35 protein-coding genes and 1 tRNA gene are annotated in these 24,497 nt (G+C 31.0%); 31 read left to right on the forward strand and 5 right to left on the reverse strand.

What is annotated here, in order from left to right:
* Window positions 1-168 precede the first annotated feature (168 nt).
* Window positions 169-4,137: a hypothetical protein gene (locus ACZBKJ_RS02115; RefSeq protein WP_463199272.1), complete on the reverse strand. Its 3,969-nt coding sequence runs from the start codon at window positions 4,135-4,137 to the stop codon at window positions 169-171.
* A gap of 274 nt (window positions 4,138-4,411) precedes the next feature.
* Between ACZBKJ_RS02115 and ACZBKJ_RS02120 the strand changes: the two genes are divergently transcribed.
* The 31 genes from ACZBKJ_RS02120 (at window position 4,412) to ACZBKJ_RS02270 (ending at window position 21,230) form a co-directional block, all read left to right on the forward strand.
* Window positions 4,412-4,600 (forward strand): hypothetical protein, encoded by a 189-nt coding sequence (locus ACZBKJ_RS02120; RefSeq protein WP_463199273.1) that lies wholly within the window; start codon window positions 4,412-4,414, stop codon window positions 4,598-4,600.
* Between the two features lie 78 nt (window positions 4,601-4,678).
* Window positions 4,679-4,876, forward strand: a complete 198-nt coding sequence (locus ACZBKJ_RS02125) for a hypothetical protein (protein ID WP_463199274.1) — start codon at window positions 4,679-4,681, stop codon at window positions 4,874-4,876.
* A gap of 58 nt (window positions 4,877-4,934) precedes the next feature.
* Window positions 4,935-5,588, forward strand: coding sequence for a Rha family transcriptional regulator (locus ACZBKJ_RS02130; RefSeq protein WP_463199275.1), 654 nt, complete (start codon window positions 4,935-4,937; stop codon window positions 5,586-5,588).
* Window positions 5,589-5,607: 19 nt separating this feature from the next.
* Window positions 5,608-6,624: an RNA ligase family protein gene (locus tag ACZBKJ_RS02135; protein ID WP_463199276.1), complete on the forward strand. Its 1,017-nt coding sequence runs from the start codon at window positions 5,608-5,610 to the stop codon at window positions 6,622-6,624.
* A 1-nt stretch (window position 6,625) separates the two neighbouring features.
* Complete coding sequence (locus ACZBKJ_RS02140) at window positions 6,626-7,042, forward strand: DUF551 domain-containing protein (RefSeq protein ID WP_463199277.1); 417 nt, start codon at window positions 6,626-6,628, stop codon at window positions 7,040-7,042.
* Between the two features lie 74 nt (window positions 7,043-7,116).
* Window positions 7,117-7,623, forward strand: coding sequence for a hypothetical protein (locus ACZBKJ_RS02145; RefSeq protein ID WP_463199278.1), 507 nt, complete (start codon window positions 7,117-7,119; stop codon window positions 7,621-7,623).
* Between the two features lie 85 nt (window positions 7,624-7,708).
* Complete coding sequence (locus ACZBKJ_RS02150) at window positions 7,709-8,125, forward strand: hypothetical protein (RefSeq protein ID WP_463199279.1); 417 nt, start codon at window positions 7,709-7,711, stop codon at window positions 8,123-8,125.
* Window positions 8,125-8,328, forward strand: a complete 204-nt coding sequence (locus ACZBKJ_RS02155; RefSeq protein WP_463199280.1) for a hypothetical protein — start codon at window positions 8,125-8,127, stop codon at window positions 8,326-8,328. The genes ACZBKJ_RS02150 and ACZBKJ_RS02155 overlap by 1 nt, the downstream gene beginning before the upstream one ends.
* Complete coding sequence (locus ACZBKJ_RS02160) at window positions 8,328-8,804, forward strand: WDGH domain-containing protein (protein ID WP_463199281.1); 477 nt, start codon at window positions 8,328-8,330, stop codon at window positions 8,802-8,804. The genes ACZBKJ_RS02155 and ACZBKJ_RS02160 overlap by 1 nt, the downstream gene beginning before the upstream one ends.
* Window positions 8,805-8,806: 2 nt before the next feature.
* Complete coding sequence (locus ACZBKJ_RS02165; RefSeq protein WP_463199282.1) at window positions 8,807-8,992, forward strand: hypothetical protein; 186 nt, start codon at window positions 8,807-8,809, stop codon at window positions 8,990-8,992.
* Entirely contained in the window at window positions 8,989-9,708 is a 720-nt protein-coding gene (gene thyX, locus ACZBKJ_RS02170) for an FAD-dependent thymidylate synthase (RefSeq protein ID WP_463199283.1), read from the forward strand. The genes ACZBKJ_RS02165 and thyX overlap by 4 nt, the downstream gene beginning before the upstream one ends.
* Before the next feature lie 128 nt (window positions 9,709-9,836).
* Entirely contained in the window at window positions 9,837-10,070 is a 234-nt protein-coding gene (locus ACZBKJ_RS02175; protein WP_463199284.1) for a hypothetical protein, read from the forward strand.
* The gene (locus tag ACZBKJ_RS02180; RefSeq protein ID WP_463199285.1) at window positions 10,067-10,396 is read left to right on the forward strand and encodes a hypothetical protein; all 330 of its coding nucleotides are present in this window, start codon (window positions 10,067-10,069) and stop codon (window positions 10,394-10,396) included. Before ACZBKJ_RS02175 ends, ACZBKJ_RS02180 begins: the two co-directional genes overlap by 4 nt.
* Window positions 10,393-10,623: a hypothetical protein gene (locus ACZBKJ_RS02185; protein ID WP_463199286.1), complete on the forward strand. Its 231-nt coding sequence runs from the start codon at window positions 10,393-10,395 to the stop codon at window positions 10,621-10,623. The genes ACZBKJ_RS02180 and ACZBKJ_RS02185 overlap by 4 nt, the downstream gene beginning before the upstream one ends.
* On the forward strand, window positions 10,624-10,821 hold the full coding sequence (locus ACZBKJ_RS02190; protein ID WP_463199287.1) for a DUF3310 domain-containing protein: 198 nt from the start codon (window positions 10,624-10,626) through the stop codon (window positions 10,819-10,821). It begins immediately after the preceding gene.
* 69 nt (window positions 10,822-10,890) lie between these two features.
* A complete protein-coding gene (locus ACZBKJ_RS02195) occupies window positions 10,891-11,847 on the forward strand; it encodes a PD-(D/E)XK nuclease family protein (RefSeq protein WP_463199288.1) in 957 nt (318 codons plus the stop codon).
* 42 nt (window positions 11,848-11,889) lie between these two features.
* Complete coding sequence (locus ACZBKJ_RS02200; protein WP_463199289.1) at window positions 11,890-12,306, forward strand: hypothetical protein; 417 nt, start codon at window positions 11,890-11,892, stop codon at window positions 12,304-12,306.
* A gap of 3 nt (window positions 12,307-12,309) precedes the next feature.
* Window positions 12,310-12,948, forward strand: coding sequence for a Rha family transcriptional regulator (locus ACZBKJ_RS02205; protein WP_463199290.1), 639 nt, complete (start codon window positions 12,310-12,312; stop codon window positions 12,946-12,948).
* Window positions 12,949-12,956: 8 nt separating this feature from the next.
* Window positions 12,957-15,107, forward strand: a complete 2,151-nt coding sequence (locus ACZBKJ_RS02210) for a DUF3987 domain-containing protein (protein WP_463199291.1) — start codon at window positions 12,957-12,959, stop codon at window positions 15,105-15,107.
* A gap of 103 nt (window positions 15,108-15,210) precedes the next feature.
* Window positions 15,211-15,528: a DUF2829 domain-containing protein gene (locus ACZBKJ_RS02215; RefSeq protein ID WP_463199292.1), complete on the forward strand. Its 318-nt coding sequence runs from the start codon at window positions 15,211-15,213 to the stop codon at window positions 15,526-15,528.
* Window positions 15,529-15,572: 44 nt separating this feature from the next.
* Window positions 15,573-16,295, forward strand: coding sequence for an antA/AntB antirepressor family protein (locus tag ACZBKJ_RS02220; protein WP_463199293.1), 723 nt, complete (start codon window positions 15,573-15,575; stop codon window positions 16,293-16,295).
* Window positions 16,296-16,302: 7 nt separating this feature from the next.
* Window positions 16,303-17,016 (forward strand): AAA family ATPase, encoded by a 714-nt coding sequence (locus tag ACZBKJ_RS02225; protein ID WP_463199294.1) that lies wholly within the window; start codon window positions 16,303-16,305, stop codon window positions 17,014-17,016.
* On the forward strand, window positions 17,000-17,494 hold the full coding sequence (locus ACZBKJ_RS02230) for an HNH endonuclease signature motif containing protein (protein ID WP_463199295.1): 495 nt from the start codon (window positions 17,000-17,002) through the stop codon (window positions 17,492-17,494). Before ACZBKJ_RS02225 ends, ACZBKJ_RS02230 begins: the two co-directional genes overlap by 17 nt.
* A gap of 3 nt (window positions 17,495-17,497) precedes the next feature.
* Window positions 17,498-18,199, forward strand: a complete 702-nt coding sequence (locus ACZBKJ_RS02235) for a hypothetical protein (protein WP_463199296.1) — start codon at window positions 17,498-17,500, stop codon at window positions 18,197-18,199.
* A 63-nt stretch (window positions 18,200-18,262) separates the two neighbouring features.
* Window positions 18,263-18,457 carry a hypothetical protein gene (locus ACZBKJ_RS02240; RefSeq protein WP_463199297.1) on the forward strand — a complete coding sequence of 65 codons (195 nt, stop codon included), beginning with the start codon at window positions 18,263-18,265 and terminating at the stop codon, window positions 18,455-18,457.
* A gap of 50 nt (window positions 18,458-18,507) precedes the next feature.
* Complete coding sequence (locus ACZBKJ_RS02245; RefSeq protein WP_463199298.1) at window positions 18,508-18,861, forward strand: hypothetical protein; 354 nt, start codon at window positions 18,508-18,510, stop codon at window positions 18,859-18,861.
* 56 nt (window positions 18,862-18,917) lie between these two features.
* Window positions 18,918-19,283 (forward strand): hypothetical protein, encoded by a 366-nt coding sequence (locus tag ACZBKJ_RS02250; RefSeq protein WP_463199299.1) that lies wholly within the window; start codon window positions 18,918-18,920, stop codon window positions 19,281-19,283.
* Entirely contained in the window at window positions 19,280-19,762 is a 483-nt protein-coding gene (locus ACZBKJ_RS02255; RefSeq protein ID WP_463199300.1) for a RuvC family protein, read from the forward strand. Before ACZBKJ_RS02250 ends, ACZBKJ_RS02255 begins: the two co-directional genes overlap by 4 nt.
* A 37-nt stretch (window positions 19,763-19,799) precedes the next feature.
* A complete protein-coding gene (locus tag ACZBKJ_RS02260) occupies window positions 19,800-20,093 on the forward strand; it encodes a hypothetical protein (RefSeq protein WP_463199301.1) in 294 nt (97 codons plus the stop codon).
* 11 nt (window positions 20,094-20,104) lie between these two features.
* The gene (locus ACZBKJ_RS02265; RefSeq protein ID WP_463199302.1) at window positions 20,105-20,311 is read left to right on the forward strand and encodes a hypothetical protein; all 207 of its coding nucleotides are present in this window, start codon (window positions 20,105-20,107) and stop codon (window positions 20,309-20,311) included.
* Between the two features lie 58 nt (window positions 20,312-20,369).
* Window positions 20,370-21,230 carry a tyrosine-type recombinase/integrase gene (locus tag ACZBKJ_RS02270; protein ID WP_463199303.1) on the forward strand — a complete coding sequence of 287 codons (861 nt, stop codon included), beginning with the start codon at window positions 20,370-20,372 and terminating at the stop codon, window positions 21,228-21,230.
* Between the two features lie 15 nt (window positions 21,231-21,245).
* On the opposite strand, the gene ACZBKJ_RS02275 is transcribed toward ACZBKJ_RS02270, so the two are convergent.
* The 4 genes from ACZBKJ_RS02275 to ACZBKJ_RS02290 form a co-directional block, all read right to left on the reverse strand.
* Window positions 21,246-21,330 (reverse strand) — tRNA-Leu (locus ACZBKJ_RS02275).
* 138 nt (window positions 21,331-21,468) lie between these two features.
* Complete coding sequence (gene pncA / locus ACZBKJ_RS02280; protein WP_463199304.1) at window positions 21,469-22,092, reverse strand: bifunctional nicotinamidase/pyrazinamidase; 624 nt, start codon at window positions 22,090-22,092, stop codon at window positions 21,469-21,471.
* A 6-nt stretch (window positions 22,093-22,098) separates the two neighbouring features.
* The gene (locus ACZBKJ_RS02285; RefSeq protein WP_463199305.1) at window positions 22,099-22,881 is read right to left on the reverse strand and encodes a ferredoxin--NADP reductase; all 783 of its coding nucleotides are present in this window, start codon (window positions 22,879-22,881) and stop codon (window positions 22,099-22,101) included.
* Between the two features lie 133 nt (window positions 22,882-23,014).
* A complete protein-coding gene (locus ACZBKJ_RS02290) occupies window positions 23,015-24,496 on the reverse strand; it encodes an NADH-quinone oxidoreductase subunit N (RefSeq protein ID WP_463199306.1) in 1,482 nt (493 codons plus the stop codon).
* Window position 24,497: the final 1 nt, after the last annotated feature.

The following is a 24,497-nucleotide window of genomic DNA, read 5'->3' on the forward strand; positions in this document are numbered from 1 at the left end:
TGATATTAATAAATATCTAGCTTTTTGTGGATTATTAGATAAAAACTGTTTGATTTCAGCTTTATTTTTAAATACTTTAGTAATTCTTAATACGGATTTGTCCATACCAAGAATTTTATTACCGTTATTATCAAATACTTCTAACCCAACAGACATTTATTACTCTCCTCACCATAAACCTAAACGCACACGTAGTGTATTATTGGCGTCATAAACTAGTAATACTGTATCTTTAATCTCAAGTCTTGCACCTGATTGTGCTGATTTAAAATGACCTATATTTGCTGATAATGCAGATAAGTTACCAATACTTGCTTTGTTTATTTTAGCTACATCAATAGACCCATTCTGTATATAAGCACTGTTAAGGTATGTTCCAGCAGGAACATTAACTCCATTAACATTTTGTGGGGTAGTATAAACAGTAAATAGCTTTCTATTGTTATTTGGATTGCCGATATAAAATTGGTCAGCGTTAATACCAAAACGACTAGTAATACGACCATTTTGTAATTCGCTTATCAACCCATAGCCACTTATTACACCATTATTATCAACAGTAATGGCTTTAACTGCTTTAATACCATCTATAGACTTTGTTTGTTCTGTAATCTTACTGGATTGATTATTAAGATTGGTTTGTAGTTCAGTGGTTTTTGTAGCTTCTGTTGTTATACGTCCATTTACTCTATCTACTGTTGTTTTTAAATCATTTAGTGCTGTTGCACTGGCTTTATTAGCTACATCAGATGATGACGGTGTTTGTTCCCAGTCCAGCCATCTATTATCAGTCCAAAGTCTTGTGTATATGTTAGAAGCATGATTATCTGCCCACACAGTTTGCTTAATGCGTGCATTATTGGCTTTATCTACAGATACATAAACCCAATTTATTACAGGTGCATTAGGGTTGTTGCTTTGTTTGATAAAATAATTACCCTGTTCTTTTAGATTATTTAAATCAGTAACAGTAGTAATCTCTTTCCATTTAGTGCGATTATCCACTGAATCCAGACTAGCTTGTAATTGTGTAAATTTTTGACTACTAGCATTATCTTTAGTTGCTTGGGTTTGTTTAAAACTATTTAAACTAGCATCTACAGATTCAATAAGAATATTAGTGTCTTCAGGTGCAGGAGACCAATCAGTCGCTACATTCCCACGCTCTAGCTTTATATGCTTGTAATTTACATCAGCAATAGAACCATACTCAAGGATAAGTGATAGAAAATCCTTGTTATCTAGGTCAGGTACAGTAAGTGTAGCACTATAACGATGATAGTTTGTATTAACACGTACTGTGGCTTTAGTTTGTACAAAACCTCCACTTATGCGATAACATCTAATGATGACTAATATATCGGTAGTGGTATTTGCAAAGGCATCAAAAGATACTGTAACTTTATCACCTGCTTGTAACTCTTTAAGTACTGGGTTGGTGTTTTTATTAGCTTGTGTACCCTCTTTTGAGTTTTGTGCAACAGATTTCCATTGACTACCCCCATTAGGTCGCACTTTAATTTCATTCCCTTCACTGATAGCATTACTAACGTTATTGCCAAAAAACGAATACCAAGATGTTTGTCCTGTACCTAACTTTGGTTCAGAGGTTTGTAAAAGTAAATTACGACCACCAACACTCAAATTACTAAACTTGCTATTCAATTCAGTTTTAGCTAAAGATAAAGCAGAATTAACATCAGATACCGTTCTTTCTATCTGGTTTAACTTACCTGATGTAGTGCTATTTGCTGTTGAGAAATCGCTATTTAAACGTGTTAAACGTTCTGATAACGCATTATCTGCATTAATTCTAGCCTGCTGTTCAGTAGTTAAAGCACTATCTGAAATTCTTTTATTTGTATTTACTTTATCATCTACTTGTCTATAGCTAGCTGTTAAAGCATTAATCTGTTGAGCCAATGATTGCTCTTTATTGTTTAGTGTCTGTGTTAAGCTAGTTATTTTACTATTGGCTTCTTGTTTAACAGCATTATCTGCTGATTTATATGCAGATGTTAATTCAGCCAATTTAGTTGTTAATGCTTGTTCGTGATTAGATAACGAATTACTTAAATTATTAATATTACTATTAGCACTGCTCAAACCAGTATTAAACTGATTAGTTAATTCCAATTTAACTGTACTAATGGATTTAGTTGTATCTGTATCTACTTGTTGTAATGCAGTAATCTTAGCAGTTATATCATTTTTATCATTGATTTGTTTGGCTTCTAATTCTGTAAGTTTTTGTGCTGTAGCACTATCTGCTGTAGCTCTTGCTTGTTTTTCTTCATTAACTAACGCATTAATTTCTTGATTAGTTAATGACTTTTCCCAATTACTCCAAACAGTATTTGTTTTAGTTCGTGTATAACGAATATTAGGTGTATTACTTTGCCAAAGTGTTTGGGTAACTGTGTTAGTATCCACACCATTAACCATAACATATAAACCACCTTGATTAATTGGTGCTGTAGGATTACTACTTGCTTGTAAGTAATGATTACCTGTAGCAATTAATGTATTTAGATTTACTGGTGTTGTATGCTTAGTCCAGTTTAATTTAGCTGTTAAAGCATTAAAACTTGCAGAAAGTGTTGTATTACTTTGACTAAGTGATTCTGTTTTAGTTGTTAAAGTATTTTCAACACGTCTAAGTTCTGCTTGGTTATTCTCTAAAGTAGCTTTTAATGTTGATAGCTTTTGAGCTAAGTTAGCATTTTCTGTACTGTGTACTTGTTTAAACTCTTCTAGTTTTGCATTAGACTTAGATATAACATCTTCATAAGCAGGTGTCCAAGCAGTAGCTACATTACCTAACTCTAGTTTAGGTTTACTTAGTTTAATTGGTTGGTTTGTCTGAATATTTTTTACTATAAGTTTAATGTGATTTACAGCTTTAAACGTCTTAGCAGGGGTTATTGTTTTATAAAACCTACCTTTAAAGTATTCAGTAAGTGTAGCTGGAATGAAACCAACAGAATTATCAAGGAAAGTAACTTTTAATTCTAAACCAACAAAAGAATTATTATTTAAAGTAAAACCATCAGAATCAACATCAAAAGATAGTGTTAAAACATGTAAGCTAGTCCAGAAATAGTCTATAGGGTCAAAGGATAAAGAATATAGCTCATTAGTTCTACTGGCTTCATTTGCACTTACTGTAAGTGTTCTATCACTATCTAGTATAAGGTTTCTACCACCAACACTAATATTACCTAAACCAGTCTGTAATACGTTTACTTGCTGTGCTAATGCTTCTCTGTTATTACTAATAGTTCTTTCTAATTGAGTAATCTTACTTAAAGTATTATTGTAGTTACTCTCTAATACATTTATCTTATGTGTAGCAGTTTCTAATAAATTAGATTTAGTTTGTATTTCTTGATTTACTTTACTAATAGCTGTTAATTGGCTTTGATTAAGCTCTGATTTAACTTGGTTTATCTTAGTGGATAAAGTACCTTGTAAGGTAGTATCTACTTGCTCTAACGTACTTATCTTACCTTTAGCATTACCTAACTGACTTTCTAAATCAGCTATTCTAGTTGCTTGTGCTTGGTTACTATTAGCGATTGTTTGTCTAACTTCACTAATCTTAGCAAGAATAGACTTTCCTACTTGAGCTTTAACTTCATTTAATTGTTGTGAAACAGCTTCATTGTTCTCTATGATAGTTGTATTAATCTGTGAGATAGATGCAGACAGTTGATTTTTACTTACTTCAAGAGCAGTTATTGATTGTTTATGTGTATCTGTATTTTGTTTTAAGATACCTAAATCTCTTATAGAATTTCTAATGCTATTAGCATTATTTTCTATACGTTCACCTAGTTTATTAATACTAGCTTGAACATTACTAAGGTCTATAGTAACTTCATTAGGTTTAACAACACCAATAATCTCCATGAGTTTATCTCTATTGATAACCCTATTAACACCTCTTTCTACCAAATCATCTGGTAATTCAGTAGGTATTCCACGATTTACTAAGTTTCTTAACCTTACTTCAGGTCTATAATTAATACTGGCTTCTTGTTGCTCTATATAATTACTATCTAAAGTTTGATATGGAGTATTTCTATCTAATTTAGATAAGTAATCTTCAACAGTTGGTTTTGGTTTAATAGTCATGATTGTTTCCATTATTTTAAAATGATAGAATATTTATCACCATATCCGCACTTCGTGCGGTTTGGTGCTTGTTTTGAAAAATATGTTTTAAGTGGCATAAAACCTAAGCTATGAGTAGGTGAAAACCATAGCAGTAATTGATAAGTACGTTCCTTTTAGGCAATTACCGTTTAAGCTCTACGATACAGAGCTTTATTTATCTTTATCATAAAAGCAATCCAATGATAAAGATAAATAATTTTTAAACAAACTTTCTTAACTAACTGGAGGTAATATGTACCCACTATATAGAGATAAATCTATTAAAGATATTTTAGAGTTACCTGATGAACAACTACTAAAAGATTTTAAACAGATGTTAGAAGATTTAGATAAAGCAAAAGATTATGGAATTAAACAAATAATTCCAATTAATGATACTGGATTACATCTTGGTTTAGATACTAAAGGGGATTGGCTTTGATGTAATATTATATTTAGGTGCAGTAGGATTAATGTTATTACATCTTATTGCTAGTCCAAATTATTTTTAGAGAATACTATGAATTACATTTTATCTGAATATTTTGAACAAGTGTTGTATCTTAGTGAATTATTAAATATAGATAGTAGTAATATTGATACAATTATTTGTAAAATAAACCAAGAAAAATGCTTTGAAATCCAGAATAAAAAAGCTGTCAAAAAACATATTAATAAAATGATTGAACAATTAGAATTAATAAAAACAGTGTCGTAGTATTAAAATATTTATAAATACCCTTTATGGGTATTTTTTTTTGTACAAGGAAAATATTATGAATACCTATATGGTAGATACAGCTATTAATATAGCAATAAACCAAGCAAGTCAAAAACAAGTAATGTCTAGTCGTGAGATTGCTGTATTGTGTAATAAACGCCATTCTGATGTTAAACGCGATATTAGTGTTATGTCAGAACAGTTAGAATTAGATGTGAACAAATTTGCTCATATCTATTTAGATACCCAAAATCGCCAACAAACAGAATATCTACTGGATAAGGATACTTGCCTTTGCTTAGTAGCTGGTTATAACGCTAAACTTCGTATGGCAATTATTAAGCGTTGGCAAGAGTTAGAACAAACTAAACAAGTTGTTGCTTTACTGCCTCAGACCAAATTAGAAGCCTTAAAAGCCTATGTGGCTGAAATAGAAGCTCATGAACAAACCAAACAACATTTAACACATCAAAAAGAATGTGCAAAACTTGAAAATGGTAAATCCATTTATGGAGCAAGTTTAAAACAAGTTAATAATAAGTTAAACACCAACTATCATTGGAAGCCCTTACAACAATGGTGTGATGATAATGATGTATTTCCTGAAACCATTTACCCTAATGGATATGACAGTATCTGTGTACGAGTATACCCAACCCAAGCATGGGACGATGTATATCAAGTAGATTTAAATCAATTATTTGTTTAGACCCTAATGGAGAACATTAATGTTTGAAAAATTCCCAAGTATTAAGCAATATCGTCATACTGTTAAAGAACTAACAGAGCGTATTCAGTTTGTAGGTAAAGATGAAAACGGTAAAGCAATCTATGACGAGACCAAGTTACTACCTACTATTGGATTTTTACAGACTGTGAAGATTCACGGCACAAATGGTGGTGTTATTTTATTTAAAGATGGTACTATTCGCACTCAAAGCCGTAACCGTTTACTTGACCCAGTTAATGATAACAATGGTTTTGATAAATGGGTTGCAGAGCGTGCTGATTGCTTTAAAGAAATCGTCACTAAATTATTTAGTGCTTTTGGTTTTATGGATAAATTTATTATTTATGGTGAGTTTACAGGAGAGAACATTCAAAAGAATGTAGCAGTATCTCAAACACCAAAATCATTTTATATATTTAGCGTGATTGGTTTTACTGACGCTGATAAATTAGAATATTTTAATTTAACAAAGTCAGATTTATTTGATTATCCCCAACAGAATATTTACTCAATTCTTCAATTCCCACACCAACAAATTAATATTGATTTAAATCGTGCAGACGAATACATCCCAATCTTACAAGACATTGCCCTAGTGATTGAAAATGAATGCCCTGTCGGTACATTTCATGGTGTTAAAGGTATCGGTGAAGGTGCAGTGTTTACAGCTTATTATGATGATATTGTGTATCGCTTTAAGATTAAAGGTGAGAAGCATTTAGTCAGTAAAGCCAAACTATCGTCCAATTTAGATAATGTAATGGTTGCTAATATCCAAGAGTTTGTAGAGCAAGTGGTTATATCAAACCGTCTTGAACAAGGCATTGAATATATGAATGAAATGCAAATCCCTACTGATATTAAACATACTGGTGATTTTATTAAGTGGGTTGTTAGTGATGTACTTAGAGAAGAAAGCGATATTATCACAGCCAAAGGCTTTGAAAAGAAATTAGTTAATCAAGAAATTTCTAAAAAAGCCAAGCGGTTTTATTTTGAAAAGATTGGAGTGTAGTATGAATAAATCAAAATTAATCAATATCCTAACCCTAACCAAGATGTTTCTTGATGGGCTTGCTCAAACATCTTTTGCTCATGAATGTGAAGCCACACTTAATACTGATGATGGGGACATTCAAGGTTCATTATATGAAATAGCTTATGTTATTAGCTCACTAATTGATGATGTCAAAGATTGGGTAGCTGATGAGAATGAATTAGATGGTTGGGCAGACATCAAAGAGCAATTGCCAAACAAAGACGGCAAATACCTTGTCCACTACCAAACCCAAGTGCTATGCGATGGTAAGTATTTACCAAAATTTGATGTTGTTAATTATTCATCTTGTATTCGCCATTTTGACTTTTATCATGACCACATCACTCATTGGCAACCACTACCCCAACCACCACAGCAGACAAAACGTGGATAGAATAACCGCTCAGAAATTTGCAGATGTGTATGGCATTGATAAAATAAAATAAATCATTTACTGTGAGTATAATTATGAATTTACTAGATTTTGTTAATAAAGAAGATTTATCCCTATTACCTGATGGTTTAGAAACTAAGTATGTTTTTAAAGATTGGTTTAAAGATACTTTTTTATATGAGTCAAAAGAAACTATGACTCATATTTTTATTGAACATCCTTATTATTATTCTGTTTTAAGACATACAATGACATTAAGACAATTAATAACTATTAAAGCCAATGACCAAAAGATAAAAACTCTTAAGAGTACAATGACACCTTATGATATTGTTAAACGTATGTTGGAGTTAGGACACAGTTGTGTACCTTGTATGGTAGATTCACTACCATTAAAATTCAGTGATATGAATAAAAGTACTCTAATAAAAAAAGTTCAAACAGATTCTAGGGGTAATACTGTTTTTGTAAGTACAAGTGGATATTATTGGAATTATGGTTATCCATTTGATAATAAGACACATAAACAAATTATTAGTTATATTAATGATGACAATATTTTATTAGGTGATTATGAATGACTATTTCAAAATCTACGGTAGTATTATTTATAGTATCTAATTTACTTAATTTTATCTTTGGATTAGTAATCGGAGTATATTTATTATGAAACACCCACATGCAGAATTAATGGCGTTGTATGCAGAAGATGCTTTACACACAGATAAACCATACCTAACATGGCAAGTGCAAAAGAAAAGGGAAGGTGATTGGATTAATCTAACCCAACACCCTACTTGGTCTATTGATGACTTATATCGCACTAGAAAAGTAACTTGGGGTATGTATTGTTTTACACAACCAATCTCTAAAAAAGATGCTCAAAAATTGAAAAAGGGTTTAATTTACTTTACTGTAGATTTAAGCAGACCAGAATTAATTAATAATTATATTTGGCAAGGTAGTGTTAGTGATTTCAATAGAGTAGAGCAAAACGTTGTACATCTTACAGAAAACAGTGCATATAATCATGCAAGTGCTTTACAAACTCTGAATAAAAGATTACTTAATGGGAATATTTAATGAATGGAATTAATATACTCATTGGTGTAATTATTATGTTTTGGATTATTTTATCAGTAGCTTTAATAACATTAGCATTAGCTGATACACAGTTTATTAATCAATGTATGGCTAATAATAGGTATGTTGATTTAAGCTATACCGATAAACTAAACCAATGCAAACAAGCATATGAAATATTTAAATATAAGGAATTAGATTAATGAAATCTACCCTAGAACAGATAAAAGAGTCTCTATACCCACTAATAAACCCATGTAAATACATAAGTAACTTAGCAGGTAAAGGTTCAGTTAATTGGATTGCTGTTGATAAATTACTCAGTAATCGTTACTGGTTTATTGAGAAAGCACAAGCTGTATTAGACATACTACCAGAAGACTCTGGTAGTATATCTGATGGTTATCATACATTTAATGAATTATATGAACACAGAATGCACTTATTTGCAGTTATCTGTAATCAAAATAAAGAGTTAAGTTGGAAATCTAAATTACACCATGATAATACAATGTATGATGATTATTTCATCGTTGGTATCACAACACCACAAGGTAATTACACATACCACTATCATATAGACTATTGGGATATGTTTAAAGTAAAAGAACTGGATAAAGCCCCAGAATATGATGGACATAAACCAAGCGATATTATTAGATTACACTCAATGGAGTAACTATGAACATTAAAGCTCTTTATCAAATAGGGGATATTGTTAAAGTATTCTATAGCAATGAAAAGATGATGGTTACAGGCTATGTATTTAATGATAAGGGTTACTTAGTTGAATACGAGCTTGTACCAGTTAGTAAGATTTTATATTGTACCGAGAATGTTATTACAGGTTTGGAGAATAAAGAATGAACGTAACTTATATAGACCACATGGGAAATGATAACTCTGTTGTAGATAGTGCAAGAGTTTCATTCGCAAAGCAAGCTAAAAACTATATAGATGAAGAAAACACTAAATTAATCCAATATCTTGCTAAACATAAGCATGAAATACCTTTTGCACATACAGCAATTACAGTGCGTGTAGAAGCACCAATAAGCATTAGAACACAGTGTTTTAAGCATAAGATTGGTTTTGTTGAAAATGAATGTTCACGGCGTTATATTAAAACAACACCTAAAGTGTTTGTACCAACGTTTCGTACTGCACCTTCAAAGAACATGAAACAAGGTAGTGGTGAAGAAATCACTATTGTAGAACCTTATTCTTTTGATTTTATTGATGGTAAAAAAATTAAAACAGAATACTCTAGTTATACACAAGAAGCCATTCAGTCAATGTATAGAGGTGTATGTAATAAAGCAATAGATATGTACAATCTCATGGTTAAACCAGTAAATGAAGGTGGTTTAGGTATTGCACCAGAACAAGCTAGATTTATATTACCACAAGGTGCTTTAACTGAATGGATTTGGACTGGTTCTTTATTAGCTTTTGCAAGGTTTTATAAACTTAGAACAGATAAACATGCACAAAAAGAAATTAGAAACTTGGCTTATATGGTAGAAGACATCATAGAACCATTATTTCCTATCTCTTGGAGAGCATTAACCAAAGGTGTATAACATGTTTAAAATACATAATATATTTATTTGGTTTAAACAATTATTTTGTAAACATGAATATAAAAGACAAGACTTCGGTATTGTCTTTTATTATTGTGCTAAATGTGAAAAGGTTATAGAAATAGATTATGATACAGATAAATGATACTAAAGAAAAACTAAGTGATTTAGATTTACTATTGATAGAAAGAAGTGCTTATTTACAGGTTTTAGACGACTTTCCAATAGATTTTATGAGTTGGTTTACTCTTGTAAAACTAGAGCGTGAAATAGCTGTTAAATATGGAATATATTACCCTACTAAATATCCATTTGGTTTTAACTGGATTGCTAAAATTTACGTAACGAGACATCTAAAATGAAATACAAAGGATATTATCAATTCCCGTTAGCAGGTGCTGAAACCAGAGAAGAATTTTATAGTACTTCTTTTGGTACTGAAGACTTTGCTAATCCAAGAAAAAGATTTCAGATATTTAAAAAACCAAGACAATATAAAATAGATATTGTTTTAGTAAACCAAGATAAAGATACTGAAATTACAGAGTATATTCCTGAAGAAAAATTAACTAAAGAAGAATTAACACAGTTATTAAAGGTATTGGCAAGAAATTCATTGAATGATGTAGAAGATACTGATAACCTTATTAACCTATATGAAAGTTATTTTAGGATTAAAGTACTATGAAATACATATTAAAACCTTTAAAACAATTTAGACAGCATGATGGTTCATTATTAGTAGTAAGCCCAACACATGAATATATTATCCGTGATAAACAAACTAATTACAGAAACCTACATTCAAACCAAGTAGGTATTAAGTATTGTAAAAATGAAGAAGAGTGTTTACACTGGATTAAAGATATACATGTTCCTAGTAAATTAAAAGAATATTTTTATGTGAGTAAATAAATGAGTAATATTAACCCAAATCACTATAAATCACATCCATCAGGTATTGAGTGTATTCAAATTACTGAACACTTTAATTTTTGTTTAGGTAATGCTATTAAATATATTTGGAGAGCTGGATTAAAGAACCCAGAAACCAAAAAAGAAGATTTACAAAAAGCTATTTGGTATATTCAAAGAGAGTTAGAAAATAGTTAAATATATTTAATATACAGAAAGCTATTCTAGGTTTAGAATAGCTTTTTTTTTTATTTTGGAGTAATAATTATGATATACACAAATAATCACAATATACCTTTAGCTTTAGCTGTCTTTTTAGCAACCAATGATTATGATAAACATAATTCTATCAGTGCTACAACACTATTAAAACCAATTAAACAAATTATCCTATCTCAAAGAGTGCAAGATAATCTTATTGATATTAGTTCATTGGTTTCAGCCAGAATGGGTAGTGCTATTCATAGTGCTATAGAAAATGCTTGGAAAGAGCCTAAACAAGCTCTACAAGCGTTAGGATATTCAGATAGTATAATTGATAGGATTGTCATTAACCCTAGCTTAAACGAGCTTACAGAGCATTCTATCCCTATTTATATGGAGCAAAGAGTGTATAAAGAATTAAATGGATTTAAAGTATCAGGTAAATATGATTTTGTAGCAGAAGGTAGGGTACAAGATTTTAAAAGTACCAGTGTATATAACTATTTAAACCAATCCAATGTAGAGAAATATAAATTACAAGGAAGTATTTATCGTTGGCTTGCACCAGATATTATTACTAAAGATGTAATGAATATTCATTATATATTCACAGATTGGAGTAAAGTTGAAAGCATTAAAAATAAAGATTATCCAAATAACAGAGTATTAACTCAATCCATTCCATTACTTAATTTATCTGAAACAGAAAACTATATTTCTAATAAATTAAACCAAATAAGATTGTACTCACAAGCCAATGAAGAAGACATACCAGAATGTACTGATTTAGATTTATGGCGTAAACCTACAGTATATAAATATTATAAAAATCCTAACAGTTCAAGAAGCACTAAGAATTATGATAATTCATCTGACGCATATAATCATTTTGTTAAAGATGGTTCTATTGGTTTAGTTAAAGAAGTAAAAGGTCAAGTAACTGCTTGTAAATACTGTCCTGCATTTAGTATCTGTAAACAAAAAGATAGATATATTAATGATGGTTCATTGATTATATAACCGCACTTCGTGCGGTATTGTGGTTTTTTTAGGCTAAATATTATGAAACTTTTAAGAGATTATCCAGAAAAGATATTAATTGGTAAAAACCAAGAGAATGAACCAATCTACTTTTACAGACCATCTTGGGATTGTGATTGGTATTGGGGATTTGGTTATATTGGTAATGGTAGCTTGCATACACATTTAAATTCATTAGGTAAAAATAATCTATATGAAAATATAAAAAATTATTTTAGTGAGTTTATATTACAAGATAAAGATTTATGGTTATTTTGTGAATATGTTATGACTATTTACGCATTGCGTCCATACAGTGAAGTTATTCGTCGTGGTGGTAGTTATTATTCAGATAATCCACATAAAGATGTAATTAAAAATCCAGATGAATATAAAAGAATTAACAATGAACTTATTCCTTTATTGATTGATGAAATTTATAAACTTTTAGGGGTTTAATTTATGAATGAACTTAGTTTGTTAAACCAAATCTGTATAACCAGTTTAGATATTGCAGAGTTAATAGGTTCAAGACATGCCGATGTTAAACGAAGTATTGAAAGATTGATTAAATCTGAAGTTATCAGCACTACGCCATTGGCACAGTGCGTACAAACCAAAGGTAATAATAGAACTTATGTTACTGATTATTATAAATTTATAGGTGAACAAGGCAAAAGGGATTCAATCATTGTAGTTGCTCAAATCCGACCAGAAGTAACTGCGAAAATTGTTGATAGATGGCTTGAATTAGAAAACCAAAATAAATTACCTACTACATACATTGAAGCACTACAACAACTAATACATAAAGAACAAGAGAAACAACAACTCATTGAAACCAATACCACATTACAAGAACAGAAAGAACAAGCAAAACTAAGAAATGGTGAAAGTATATTAGGAGCTAGTTTAAAACAAGTAAATACTAAATTAAATAGTAATTATACTTGGCAACCACTACGAAAATATTGTAGTGAAAATGAATTAGAACCTAATGTGATTTACCCTAATGGTTATGATTGTATTCCAATTACTGTCTATCCGTATGAAGCATGGCTTAATGTGTATGAATTGGATTTAAATTTAATATTTAACTAGGAATTACAATGAAACAATATCACCCATTATCTGAACAAATAGTGAAAATATTACAAACCAGAACACAAAATACCAATCCACTGTTCTTTAGAGTAATAACTGCTTTTTATCTAACCATGCTAGCAAGTCATATGCGTATAGGCATCAAAGGTTGGATTGGTAAAGGAACAATTCCTATTAATATGTTTGCTATTAACTTGGCTTTATCAGGTTCTGGTAAAGGTCATAGTATGAGTACCCTAGAACAAGAAGTCATTAATAATTTTCAAACTGTATTTACAGAAAGAACTTTCCCTATTACATCTGAAAGTAATTGTGAAGTATTAGCTAGTAAAAGAGCTACTAAAAATGGTACAGATTTAGACGATGAAATGGCTAAAGTAACTAAAGAATTTTATTCATTAGGTGCTTTATTATTTAGTTTTGATAGTGCTACTACACCAGCAATTAAACAGATGAGACAGAAGTTACTGATGGCTAATGCAGGTAGTTGTAATCTAATTATTGATGAAGCTGGTGCTAATTTTAGTAGTTCTATTGAAGCCTTAAACACTTATCTTGAATTGTATGATAAAGGTTTATTAAAAGAAAAACTAACTAAATCATCTTCTGATAATGTACGTTTTGAGCGTATTAATGGTTATACACCTGCTAACTTACTTATGTTTGGTACACCAAGTAAATTATTAGATGGTGGAAGAACAGAAGAACTGTTTTATGAAATGCTTGAAATGGGTTATGCAAGACGTTGTTTCTTTGGTTTTAGTGATAAAACTAGTAAAGCAAACAACCAATCTGTAGATGATGTTATGAAACAGTTATTTGATAATAATGATGATGATGTCATTGAAGATATATCAGACCAACTGTCTCTTTTAGCAGATTTAGCTAACATGAACAAAACACTCAAATTAACCCAGAATAGTATTAAACATTTATTAACTTATAAAATAAACTGTGAAAATAAATCCAGACAATTAAGTGATATAGATGTAGTTAAAAAGAGTGAATTAGAGCATAGATACTTTAAGGTATTGAAGTTAGCAGGTACATATGCGTTTATTGATGCTAGTGATACGATAGAGCCAATACACTTAGATTATGCTATTAGTTTAGCAGAAGACAGTGGAGAAGCATTTACAGCACTATTAACACCACAAAGACCTTATACCAAATTAGCAAACTATTTAGCATTAATCAAAGAAGAAGTTACTTTAGCAGATTTAGACACTGATTTACCTTACTTTAAAGGTTCTAAAGCTCAAAAAGATGAATTGATTACTATGGCTACTGCTTGGGGTTATAAGAACAATATTATTATCAAAAAATCTTATGTTGATAATATTATGTTTTTACATGCAGATAGTATTCAAGAAACCAACACTGATAAATTAATTGTTAGTTATACCAACCATAGTGATATGACTACAGGTTATAACAATGATTTAGTAAGTTTTGATAACTTACCTAAGTTATTTAAAGCCAATGGTTATCACTGGCTTAATCACCATCTAAAAGATGGTTATAGAAAAGAAGATAATTGTATTGTTGGTTTTAATACTTTGGTTTTTGATGTTGATGGTACATGTTCTTTAAATACAGCTATGTTGTTATTAAAGAAATATAAAGCTATCTATTACACCACTAAAAGCCATACAGACCAAGTTAATAGATTTAGAATTGTTATACCTACTAATTATACCCTTAAATTAGATGCTAAAGACTATAAAGAGTTGTATAACAATATTATTAATGATTTACCCTTTGAAGTAGATACACAGTGTAGTCATAGAGCTAAAAAATGGTTAGCAAATAGTAATACACAAATACATGTAACTGATGGTGAATTATTTGATGTACTACCTTATATCCCTAAATCCAGTAAAAATGATGAAAGGGTTAAATCCATTGAAAGCCAACAAGATTTAGATAGATTGGAAAGATGGGTAATGAATAATATTGGTGATGGTAACAGAAATAATATGTTATTACGCTATGCTTTATTACTTATAGATAGTGGATTTGATTTTGCTAATATCAAAGATAAAGTTGGTTCACTTAATAACAAACTAGCAGACAAGTTAGATGAATTAGAGCTTACTAACACAATCTATCACACTGTAGCAGGTAAGTTAGCTAGTTTAGGTAGATTACAGTAGTGAAAACGCACTTCGTGCGTTTTTGCGGTTGTTTTTAAGGTAACAATAAATAATATAAATTTATTTTATATTATTTTAATTTTTTAAATCTATTGGAGATTTTATGACAAATTCAGATAGTAATATTACTTTTAGTTTTAGTCAAGCTATTGAGTTTTTAAAACAAGGTAATAGAGTAACTCGTAAAGGTTGGAATGGTAAAGATATGTACCTGTTGCTGATTAATGGTGAAGCCATTCGTTATGCTGTTAATCAGGCTTATGGTGATGGTAATCTTGATAGCGTAGGTTTACCTGTTCTTGATGCTATCTACATGAAGACAGCAGATAATAAACTTGTAGCGTGGCTTGCCAGTCAAGCAGATATGTTATCAAATGATTGGCAAATTGTAGGTGTAAATATTGTACAAACCAGTCTATAAAGCCAATGTATAAACATTGGCTTTTGTTATAAGGAAAATTTTTTATGAACCCTTTAATCACATTACATACACAAAGTATTAATTCTCAAGAATTAAATACGGTTAATGCAAGAGAATTACATTCATTTTTACAGAGTAAACGTCAGTTTTCTGATTGGATTAAACAACGTATTATTGATTATAATTTTGTTGAAAATCAAGACTTTATTAGTTTTTCACAATTTTGTGAAAAACCTAATGGTGGTCGTCCAACAACTGAATACTATATTACTTTAGATATGGCAAAAGAACTTTCTATGGTTGAACGTAATGAACAAGGTAAACAAGCTCGTAAATACTTTATTGAGTGTGAAAAGCAATTAAACCACATTATACCAAAGAGTTTACCAGAAGCACTTAGAGCATATGCTACTGAAGTAGAAGCACATGAAAAAACTAAACAACAATTACAAGAAGCTATCAAAACCAAGTCTTATATTAATGATAAAAAGACAGCAAGTATAGCAGGTAAATTGAGAGGTACAGTTAAAGAATTAAACCATGTAAAAACTATGTTAGGTGGTAGTAAACATGGAGCTACTATTAACAAGGTAAAGAAATTAACAGGCATACAATATAAATGGCAACCATTAAACCAATGGTGTGTAGATAATGACATCATACCATTAACGATTTGTCTAAATGATTGGGATACAGCAGAAGTTAAAGTATATCCAGCTCAAGCATGGTATGACGTACATAATATTGATTTAACTAAACTATTCTAGGTGATATATGAACGACCAATTAGTATTAATTAGTGGTGTAAGTAGCACTGGTAAAACAGCATGCTTACGCAATTTAGAGAATGTTTTATACCTTAATTGTGAATCAGGTAAAAAAATTTCATTTAAAACCAAAGGATGTTGGAAAGAAGTAATTATTACAGACCCTTACCAAGTGTATGAAGGTTTTGAGTGGTCTGAAAGTCAAGAAGATATTAAATACATTGTTATTGATGGTTTGAACTACTTAATGGATATGTTTGAAAGTGTGCATATTATTGGTAGTTCTAATACTATGCAAGGTTGGAGTAATTATGCACAGTATTTTAAAAACTTAATGCAACAATATGTAGCTAAGTCTAGTAAAAATGTTATTTTTACTGCACACACTAGAAGTCAGCTTAATGAAAATGAAATGGTTATTGAAACTAAAGTACCAATTAAAGGTAGTTTAGCTAATACTGGTTTAGAAAGTTATTTTAGTACAGTTATTAGCACTAAAAAAGTTAAACTAGATGTATTAGAGAATTATAAAAATGATTTACTTACTATTACACCTAAAGAAGAAATGTTAGGTTATAAATATGTATTTCAAACTCAAGTAACTAAAGAAACTATTCATGAAAGAATGCGTAGTGCTATGGGATTATTTTCTGATGAAGAAACCTATATTGATAATGATGTAAAACTGGTAATGGATAGATTACATGAGTATTACAGCTAATGAATTAAATAATTTATTAGATTATAATATTGATACTGGTTTACTTACTTGGAAAATAAGACCAAATAAACGTATATTTGCAGGAACAGTAGCAGGTAATAAAGATGGTTATGGTTATATTACTATAACCATTAAAGGTAAAAGCTATTTAGCACATAGACTTATTTGGATTATGGTTTATGGTTCATTAGATAATAACTTAATTATAGACCATATAAACCATATTAGAGATGATAATAGGTTAGTTAATTTAAGAGCTATTACTAAAGCAGATAATGCTAGAAATAGAACTAAACAAGATTCTAATCTACAAGAAACAGGTATTTGGTATTGTAAACGGAGAAAAAGATATGTAGCAGAAATTACTTATAACGGTAAGAAAGTTTATCAAAAAACTTTTAAAGATATTGATACAGCAATTAAAGAACGTAAAGAGAAATCAATAGAACTTGGTTTCCATATTAATCACGGTGAATAATTTATGAATATGTTAGCAAATTTAAAAACTCAATCAGACATTCAAGAAAAAGATACACTAGGTAAAGGTAGTTACTTATTAGATAGTGGTGTTTATGATGCTACTATTAAATATGCTTATCTTAAACCAACAGCTAAAGGTGGATTAAGTATTTGTGTTGGTTATACTACAGATGGTTCTGAACATTCTGAAACCTTTTATGTTATGAATGATAAAGGACAAAACTATTATGAATTTAATGGTAAAAAATCCTACTATAAAGGGTTTTCTGTAGTAAATGATTTATCTTTATTTACTACTCAAAAAGAACTATCACAACTATCTACTGATAAAAAGGTTATTGAAGTTTATGATTATGAAACTCAAAAGAATAAACCAACAGAAGTAGATATGATTGTAGGTATGATTGGTAAACCAGTTAAATTAGCTGTATTAAAGCAACAAGAACCTAAGAAAACTAATAATAATGGTACTTGGATTGAGACTGATGAAACCAAAGAAACCAATGTTATTAGTAAAGTATTTCACCCAACAAAAGAACTTACTGTAGCTGAAGTTAAATCAGGTGTAACAGAACCCACATTCATTAATAAATGGAAAGAAGAGTGGGATGGTAAGGTAAATGTTATTGGTGCTAAAACCAATAGTAATACAACTAATTCAACTAAATCTGTAGCACCTAAAACTTCTTCACTATTCAGTTAATTAATTCAACAACACAAACCAGTAATATTATTATTACTGGTTTTTTTTTATTAAGGTCTTATTATGCAAATTACTACTCTTAATTCTTTTGCCTACTTTTATGATATTTGGTTTAACGAAAAAGTAGATGAAATTGAAAATTTAAAAAATGTATTTCCAGATAGTGTACAAGCACTTAATGAAGTGCTAAGACTATTAGAAGAAAAACCAATTAATCCAGAATTTCATATTAATGTTAATTGGAGCAATATTAATTAACACTTAATAAACTAAATAAGGTATATTAAATTTTTTAACTGGAGTAATTTATGTCTGAAAATTTAATTACCTTATCACGCAATGAAGCTAATGTTCTACAAACCTTTGTTAGTCAAGTGGATTATTGGTTAAGTGTTTATGGTGATAAAGCCAAACACTTAGAAATTCTTTACTTTCCAGAAGATGATGGATTTGATGTCATCAATGGTGAAGAAAATAATGGTATCTTAAAACGTAATCGTATTACTGCTTTTAGAGCTGATTTACTGTCTTGGGGTACACAACAAGTTAAAGCACTAAAAGGCTGGAATAGTGAGTTTACTGTTACTGGATTTGCGTGTGTTTATAAAGACAATAGATTTAGTATTACTTGCCAACTACAAGACAGTAATCCAACTGTATAAACAAATAAACCAACAAAGCCACTCTATTTAGAGTGGTTTTCTTTTAAGGAATATTTATGAAAATATTAAACCTAACTCAACATGTAGCAACTAAAGACCAACAAGAATTTGGTGTTATTGAACCAGTAAATAAACAAGAAGTTAAAGAACTTTTAACCTTTCATACATTACCAACAAAAAAAGAAATTGTTAATAAAGCCATTGGACTGGTTACTATTGCTGTAAATAGTAATGTAGAAGCAGTAATGATTGGTGGTGCTAGTTACTTAATGGGAACTTTAGAAAGTATCTTTTCTATTTATGCACCAGATATTAAAGTTTTACATGCTTTTTCAGAACGTAAAGTAGTAGAAACTCTTAAAGAAGATGGTACTGTAGAGAAAAGTACTATATTTAAACACACTGGTTTTGTAGAAGTATGATTGTTCTTGGTTTTGACCCTAGTTTATCTAACTGGGGTTATTGTAAAGCGTTTATATCTGATTCTGGATTAGAGTTTAAAGAGTATGGTGTTATTCAAACTAAACCAGATAAAAGAAAGATTAAACAAAATATTAAGGACTATGAACGCTGTCAGTACTTATATAAAAACCTACTACCTTTACTTGATGGTGTAGATGTAATCTGTGTGGAATTACCTACTGGAAGTCAATCTAGTAGAGCTATGGTTTCATATAGTGTCTGTATCGCTCTAACAGCGTGTATAAGCACTACTAAACCCAACATAAGGATTATTACCCCAAAACAAGTTAAAGAGCATACAAACGCTGTAGATGGCTCTAAAGAGCATATTATTAATTGGGTTAAAGATAAATACCCAAATTTAAAGTTACCTTGTAAAACCAAAGCTGAACATATATGCGACAGTATTGTAGCAATACATGTTGGTATGGATTTATAAGTAATGAATCAATTAATTAAATAAAGGTAAATAAATTATGAAAAAACCTGAATTAGCTATAGAAGCATTGAAAGATGCTTTTGGTGGTTTGTCTAACATACCTAACAATGTTTATATACAATCTGCTGTAGGACTGCTAAACAACTCTTTTAATGCTATTTTTAATAATGCAGAGTATCACATTACAACTTATGCAACTGAGTATTACCATGCTGTTAATCAAGAAATGTTAAGTCGTGATTGGGATTTTGGAATTACATTAGAAGACTTTGTTAATCAAGTAAAAGAAGGTTTTTATACCTTACACCCATCTTTAAAACCAACTAAGTAATAGGAAACTTTATGAAAATTATTCTTTCTAGCACCGACTTAAACCAAGTAATCACTAACTATATTCGTTCATTTGGTTTAAATACAAATAATATTAACGTTGAATTTATTAACAACGAAGCTATTATTGAACTTAACCCAACAGAAGTACAAGATACTGAAAAATCTGATGAACCTACACAAGAGCTTCCTGAAGTATCTGAACCTTTATTTGGTTAATTAAGATATAGTTATAAAACCCATTAGATATTCTAGTGGGTTTTATTTTGAGGTGTATATGAAAACATTTTATGAGGTGTGTCAATTATATTTAAAGTACAATCAATCCAATAAACAAACTAAGAATACTTATAGTAATATCTTAACCCATCACTGGTATATGTTTAAAGAGTTACCTATTGATGAAATTACAGTACATATGGTACTAGAAGAGTTATATAACAAAGACTTATCAGATAAATATATAAACCAAATACTAATACCACTAAGGGGTGTATTTAATCTTGCTGTTATGTTTGAATACATAACTAAAAATCCAATTGATAATATTAAAAACAGGAAGATACAACATGAATTACCTGACCCATTTACTAAAGAAGAAATGGATAAAATATTAAATTACTTAAAAGTACATTCATCAAAGAATTGTTACTTATTTTATGAATTATCTTTTTGGACTGGATTAAGACCTAGTGAAGTTTTAGCCTTAACAGCAAATGATATTACTGACAAAGGGTTGTATATACATAAAAGTAGAGTACAGGGTTATGAAAAGAAGGTAACTAAAACTAAAGTATCAAGATTGGTTTTATTTAATGATAGAAGTTTACATATCATTAATCAATTACCAAAGTCTGGTTATTTGTTTACTGTACCAGATACTTTAAAACCTTATAGAGATAATGCTCATTTTAGATATTATTTTAAACAAGCATTGCTAGATAGAGAAATACGTTTAAGACCTTCTTATAATACTAGACATACTTATGCTACCTTACTTTTAATGAATGGAGTTAATCCTATGTTTGTTGCAAATCAATTAGGGCATAGTTTAGTGATGCTAACTAATAGATATGCTAGATGGATTAATAGTAACCAAGATAAGTTAGAATTGGACAAAATAAAAAACCTGCTCTAAAGCAGGTTTTATATATGGTGGGGACGGAGAGACTCGAACTCTCACGGGTCGCCCCGCTGGAACCTAAATCCAGTGCGTCTACCAATTTCGCCACGTCCCCATTTTTATGTAACTACCAAATTGACTATATGGTAATTTGTTACTTGATGGTGCGTATTATATATATTTTTTATTTTTTAGCAAGTATTTTTTTAAAAAAATTTTAAAAAAATTTTAAAAAAATTATATCCTATTGAATTTAAAATAAATTTTTTGAATCCGAAAATTGTACACCTTGAGCAATCATCGTTTCTTTTGCTTGCGCTAAAGAATCATTGACATCGATTGCCATGCATGCATCCAAAACAACCGTACATGAGAATCCAAAATCTACTGCATCCAATGCCGTCCATGCTACGCAAAAATCAGTTGCAATCCCAACGATATACAAATCGGTTATTTTACGTTCACGTAAATAACCTGCCAACCCAGTTTTAGTTTGTCTATCTGCCTCCATAAATGCTGAATAACTATCAATATTGGCATGAAACCCTTTTCTGATGATAAGTTGAGCTTTGGTTGCTTGTAAATCACGATGAAAATCAGCATCTGATGTACCTTGGACACAGTGGCTATTCCATAAAATTTGCTCGCCATAATCTAGTGTAATCACATCAAATGCTTTACGGTTTTGATGATTTTGATAAAAAGAAATGTGATTGGCTGGGTGATAATCTTGAGTCAAAATCACATTATCAAATCTATCTATCAAATCATTAATCGTTGGAATGATTTTTTGTGAACCCAAAACCGCTAAATTGCCATCAATAAAGCCATTTTGCACGTCCACCACAATCAGTGCTGAAGTTTTTTGAATTATCATAACTACCTACCAATAATTTTCTACTGCAATATTGCCGACACTGCGGCGATTCATCGTTAAACCTTTATTTTTTAAGGCTTCTTTGGTATCATCAACCATTTGAGGATTACCGCATAACATAACATGGTCAGTATCAGGATTGAATGTTAAAGCTGCTTTTTGTTCCAGAATACCACTTGTAATCAAAATTGGCAAACGCTGATTTAACGCGCCTTTTATGAATTCACGTGTTACAACTGGCACAAACCTAAAAGTTGGTGAATTTTCAACCAATGGCGCAAAATCTTGTTGCAATGAATGAATTTTATCCAAAAAAGCCAATTCATCTGCGTAACTAACGCTATAAACCAAGACAATATTTTGATAATTTTGCCACGTTGTTAAATCTTGCAAAATTGATAAAAAAGGCGCAACGCCCGTACCTGTTGCCAATAGCCATAAATTTTTTGGAGCGGGCTGTAAAAACCTATCCAATGTTAAAAAACCAAAAGGTTCAGGATTCAGATACAGCGTATCACCGACATTTAGATACTGTAATTGCGAAGTAAATGCTCCATCAGGCACAACTACTGAGAAAAAATCCAAAAACTCGTCGTACGGCGATGAGGCTACCGAATATGCTCGAAAAATTGCTGAATCATCCGTGTTTTTTGGAACGATACCCAGACGCACAAACTGCCCAGCCGTAAAGCGAAAATCTTGTGGTCTAGTGGTACGAAAAGAGAATAATTTTGGAGTGATGGTGGTTTTTTGAAGTACTGTGATGGTCAGTGCATTTTGATCAGACATAAGAAAACTAAGTAACCGATAATAAATCTCATTGTAAAAAAAACCTTAAAAAAAAACAAGTGCAAAACCTAAGCTTCACACTTGTTTGGACTTGTATTGTTTTGTTGATGTTAAAATTTGATTTACTTTTTTATTATCCACGAGCAATAAATTGAGCGATTTGTAATAAGCCGTTTGGAAAAATGCCCAGCACCACAATGATAGCTGTGATAATCAAAAGCATAACCCCGCCTGCTTGCACGCCCCAATGCTTATCGGCATCAAATTCAAAATTGGCAATGGGTTTTTGAAATAGACAAGTCAAAAATTTAAGATAGTAGTACAAACCCAAACCACTGCCCAAAATCACCATACCCGCTAGCAAAAATTGCTTGCCTTGAATGGTGGCAAAAATCACTTGGAATTTGGTGATAAATCCTGCCGTTAACGGAATGCCCGCCATGGACAACAGCATGATGGTTAAAACCGCTGTCAAAGCAGGTCGCCGCCAAAACAGTCCTTGATAAAATTGCATTTGGTCGGCTTCACCACTAGAAGAATTTTTGGTGAATTGACGATATGGGCTTGACATTAACGTGATTACCCCAAATGCCCCAATGGACGTTAAAGCATAAACTGCCATATACACAGTCATGATTCCTGCACCATCAACCCCAAGCCCAAATAAAACCGATAAAACATAACCAATATGAGCAACCGATGAATACGCTAAAAGACGTTTTAAATTGCTTTGGCGTATGGCAGACAAGTTACCAAACAAAATAGACAGCACTGTCATGATCAATAAGACGGTCAACACAGGTGACAATCCCCAAGATGCGGTTAGTAATAAAAAACGCACCAAAAGCGCCATCATAGCCACTTTACTTACACTTGCCAAAAATGCGGTTATTGGGGCTGGCGCTCCTTCGTAAACATCTGAAACCCAGTGATGAAATGGGGCGGCAGATAATTTAAACGCTGTTGCCACAAGCATCATGACCGCGCCTAATACAAACAAAGAAGACATCTCATGGCGACTAAACAGTACTGAGATTATTTTTGAAAATTCAAGCCCGCCAACATCGGCAAAAATAAATGCCATACCCATTAATAAGGTTGCTGACATTGCTGCTGATTGTATCAAGTATTTTAAACCCGCTTCCAAAGAACGCGTTCGCAAAAAAGTATAAGCCAACATCCCATACATAGGTACAGACAACAGCTCAAGCGACATAAAAAACGCCGCCAAATGCGTAGCGCTTGTCATCAGCATCGCTCCAAGCGTGGCGATAAGCATTAACAAGTACAATTCATCTTTATTGTCTTTTAAGGTGTGAAAATAACCATAAGCCAAAGTACAGCACGCCAATGATGCAACCAAAATTACCGCAATATTCACTTTGGCAAAATTATCCATGGCAAACATTGAAATGTCTGAATAATCAACGTGCCAAAATCCAAAAATTTGCAGCAAAAGTGCAGCAAAAGCCACATTTAATCCAACAACACTGATGGTTGCTGACCAAAAATGAGAACGCTTGATTGCAATGTTAATCATCACCATTAAGGCGGTCAGCGCCACAACCACCATTGGGGCAAATGAAATCAGAAGCGACATTAATGAATGATTCATG

The sequence above is a fragment of the Moraxella sp. I5G genome, from assembly GCF_055193055.1.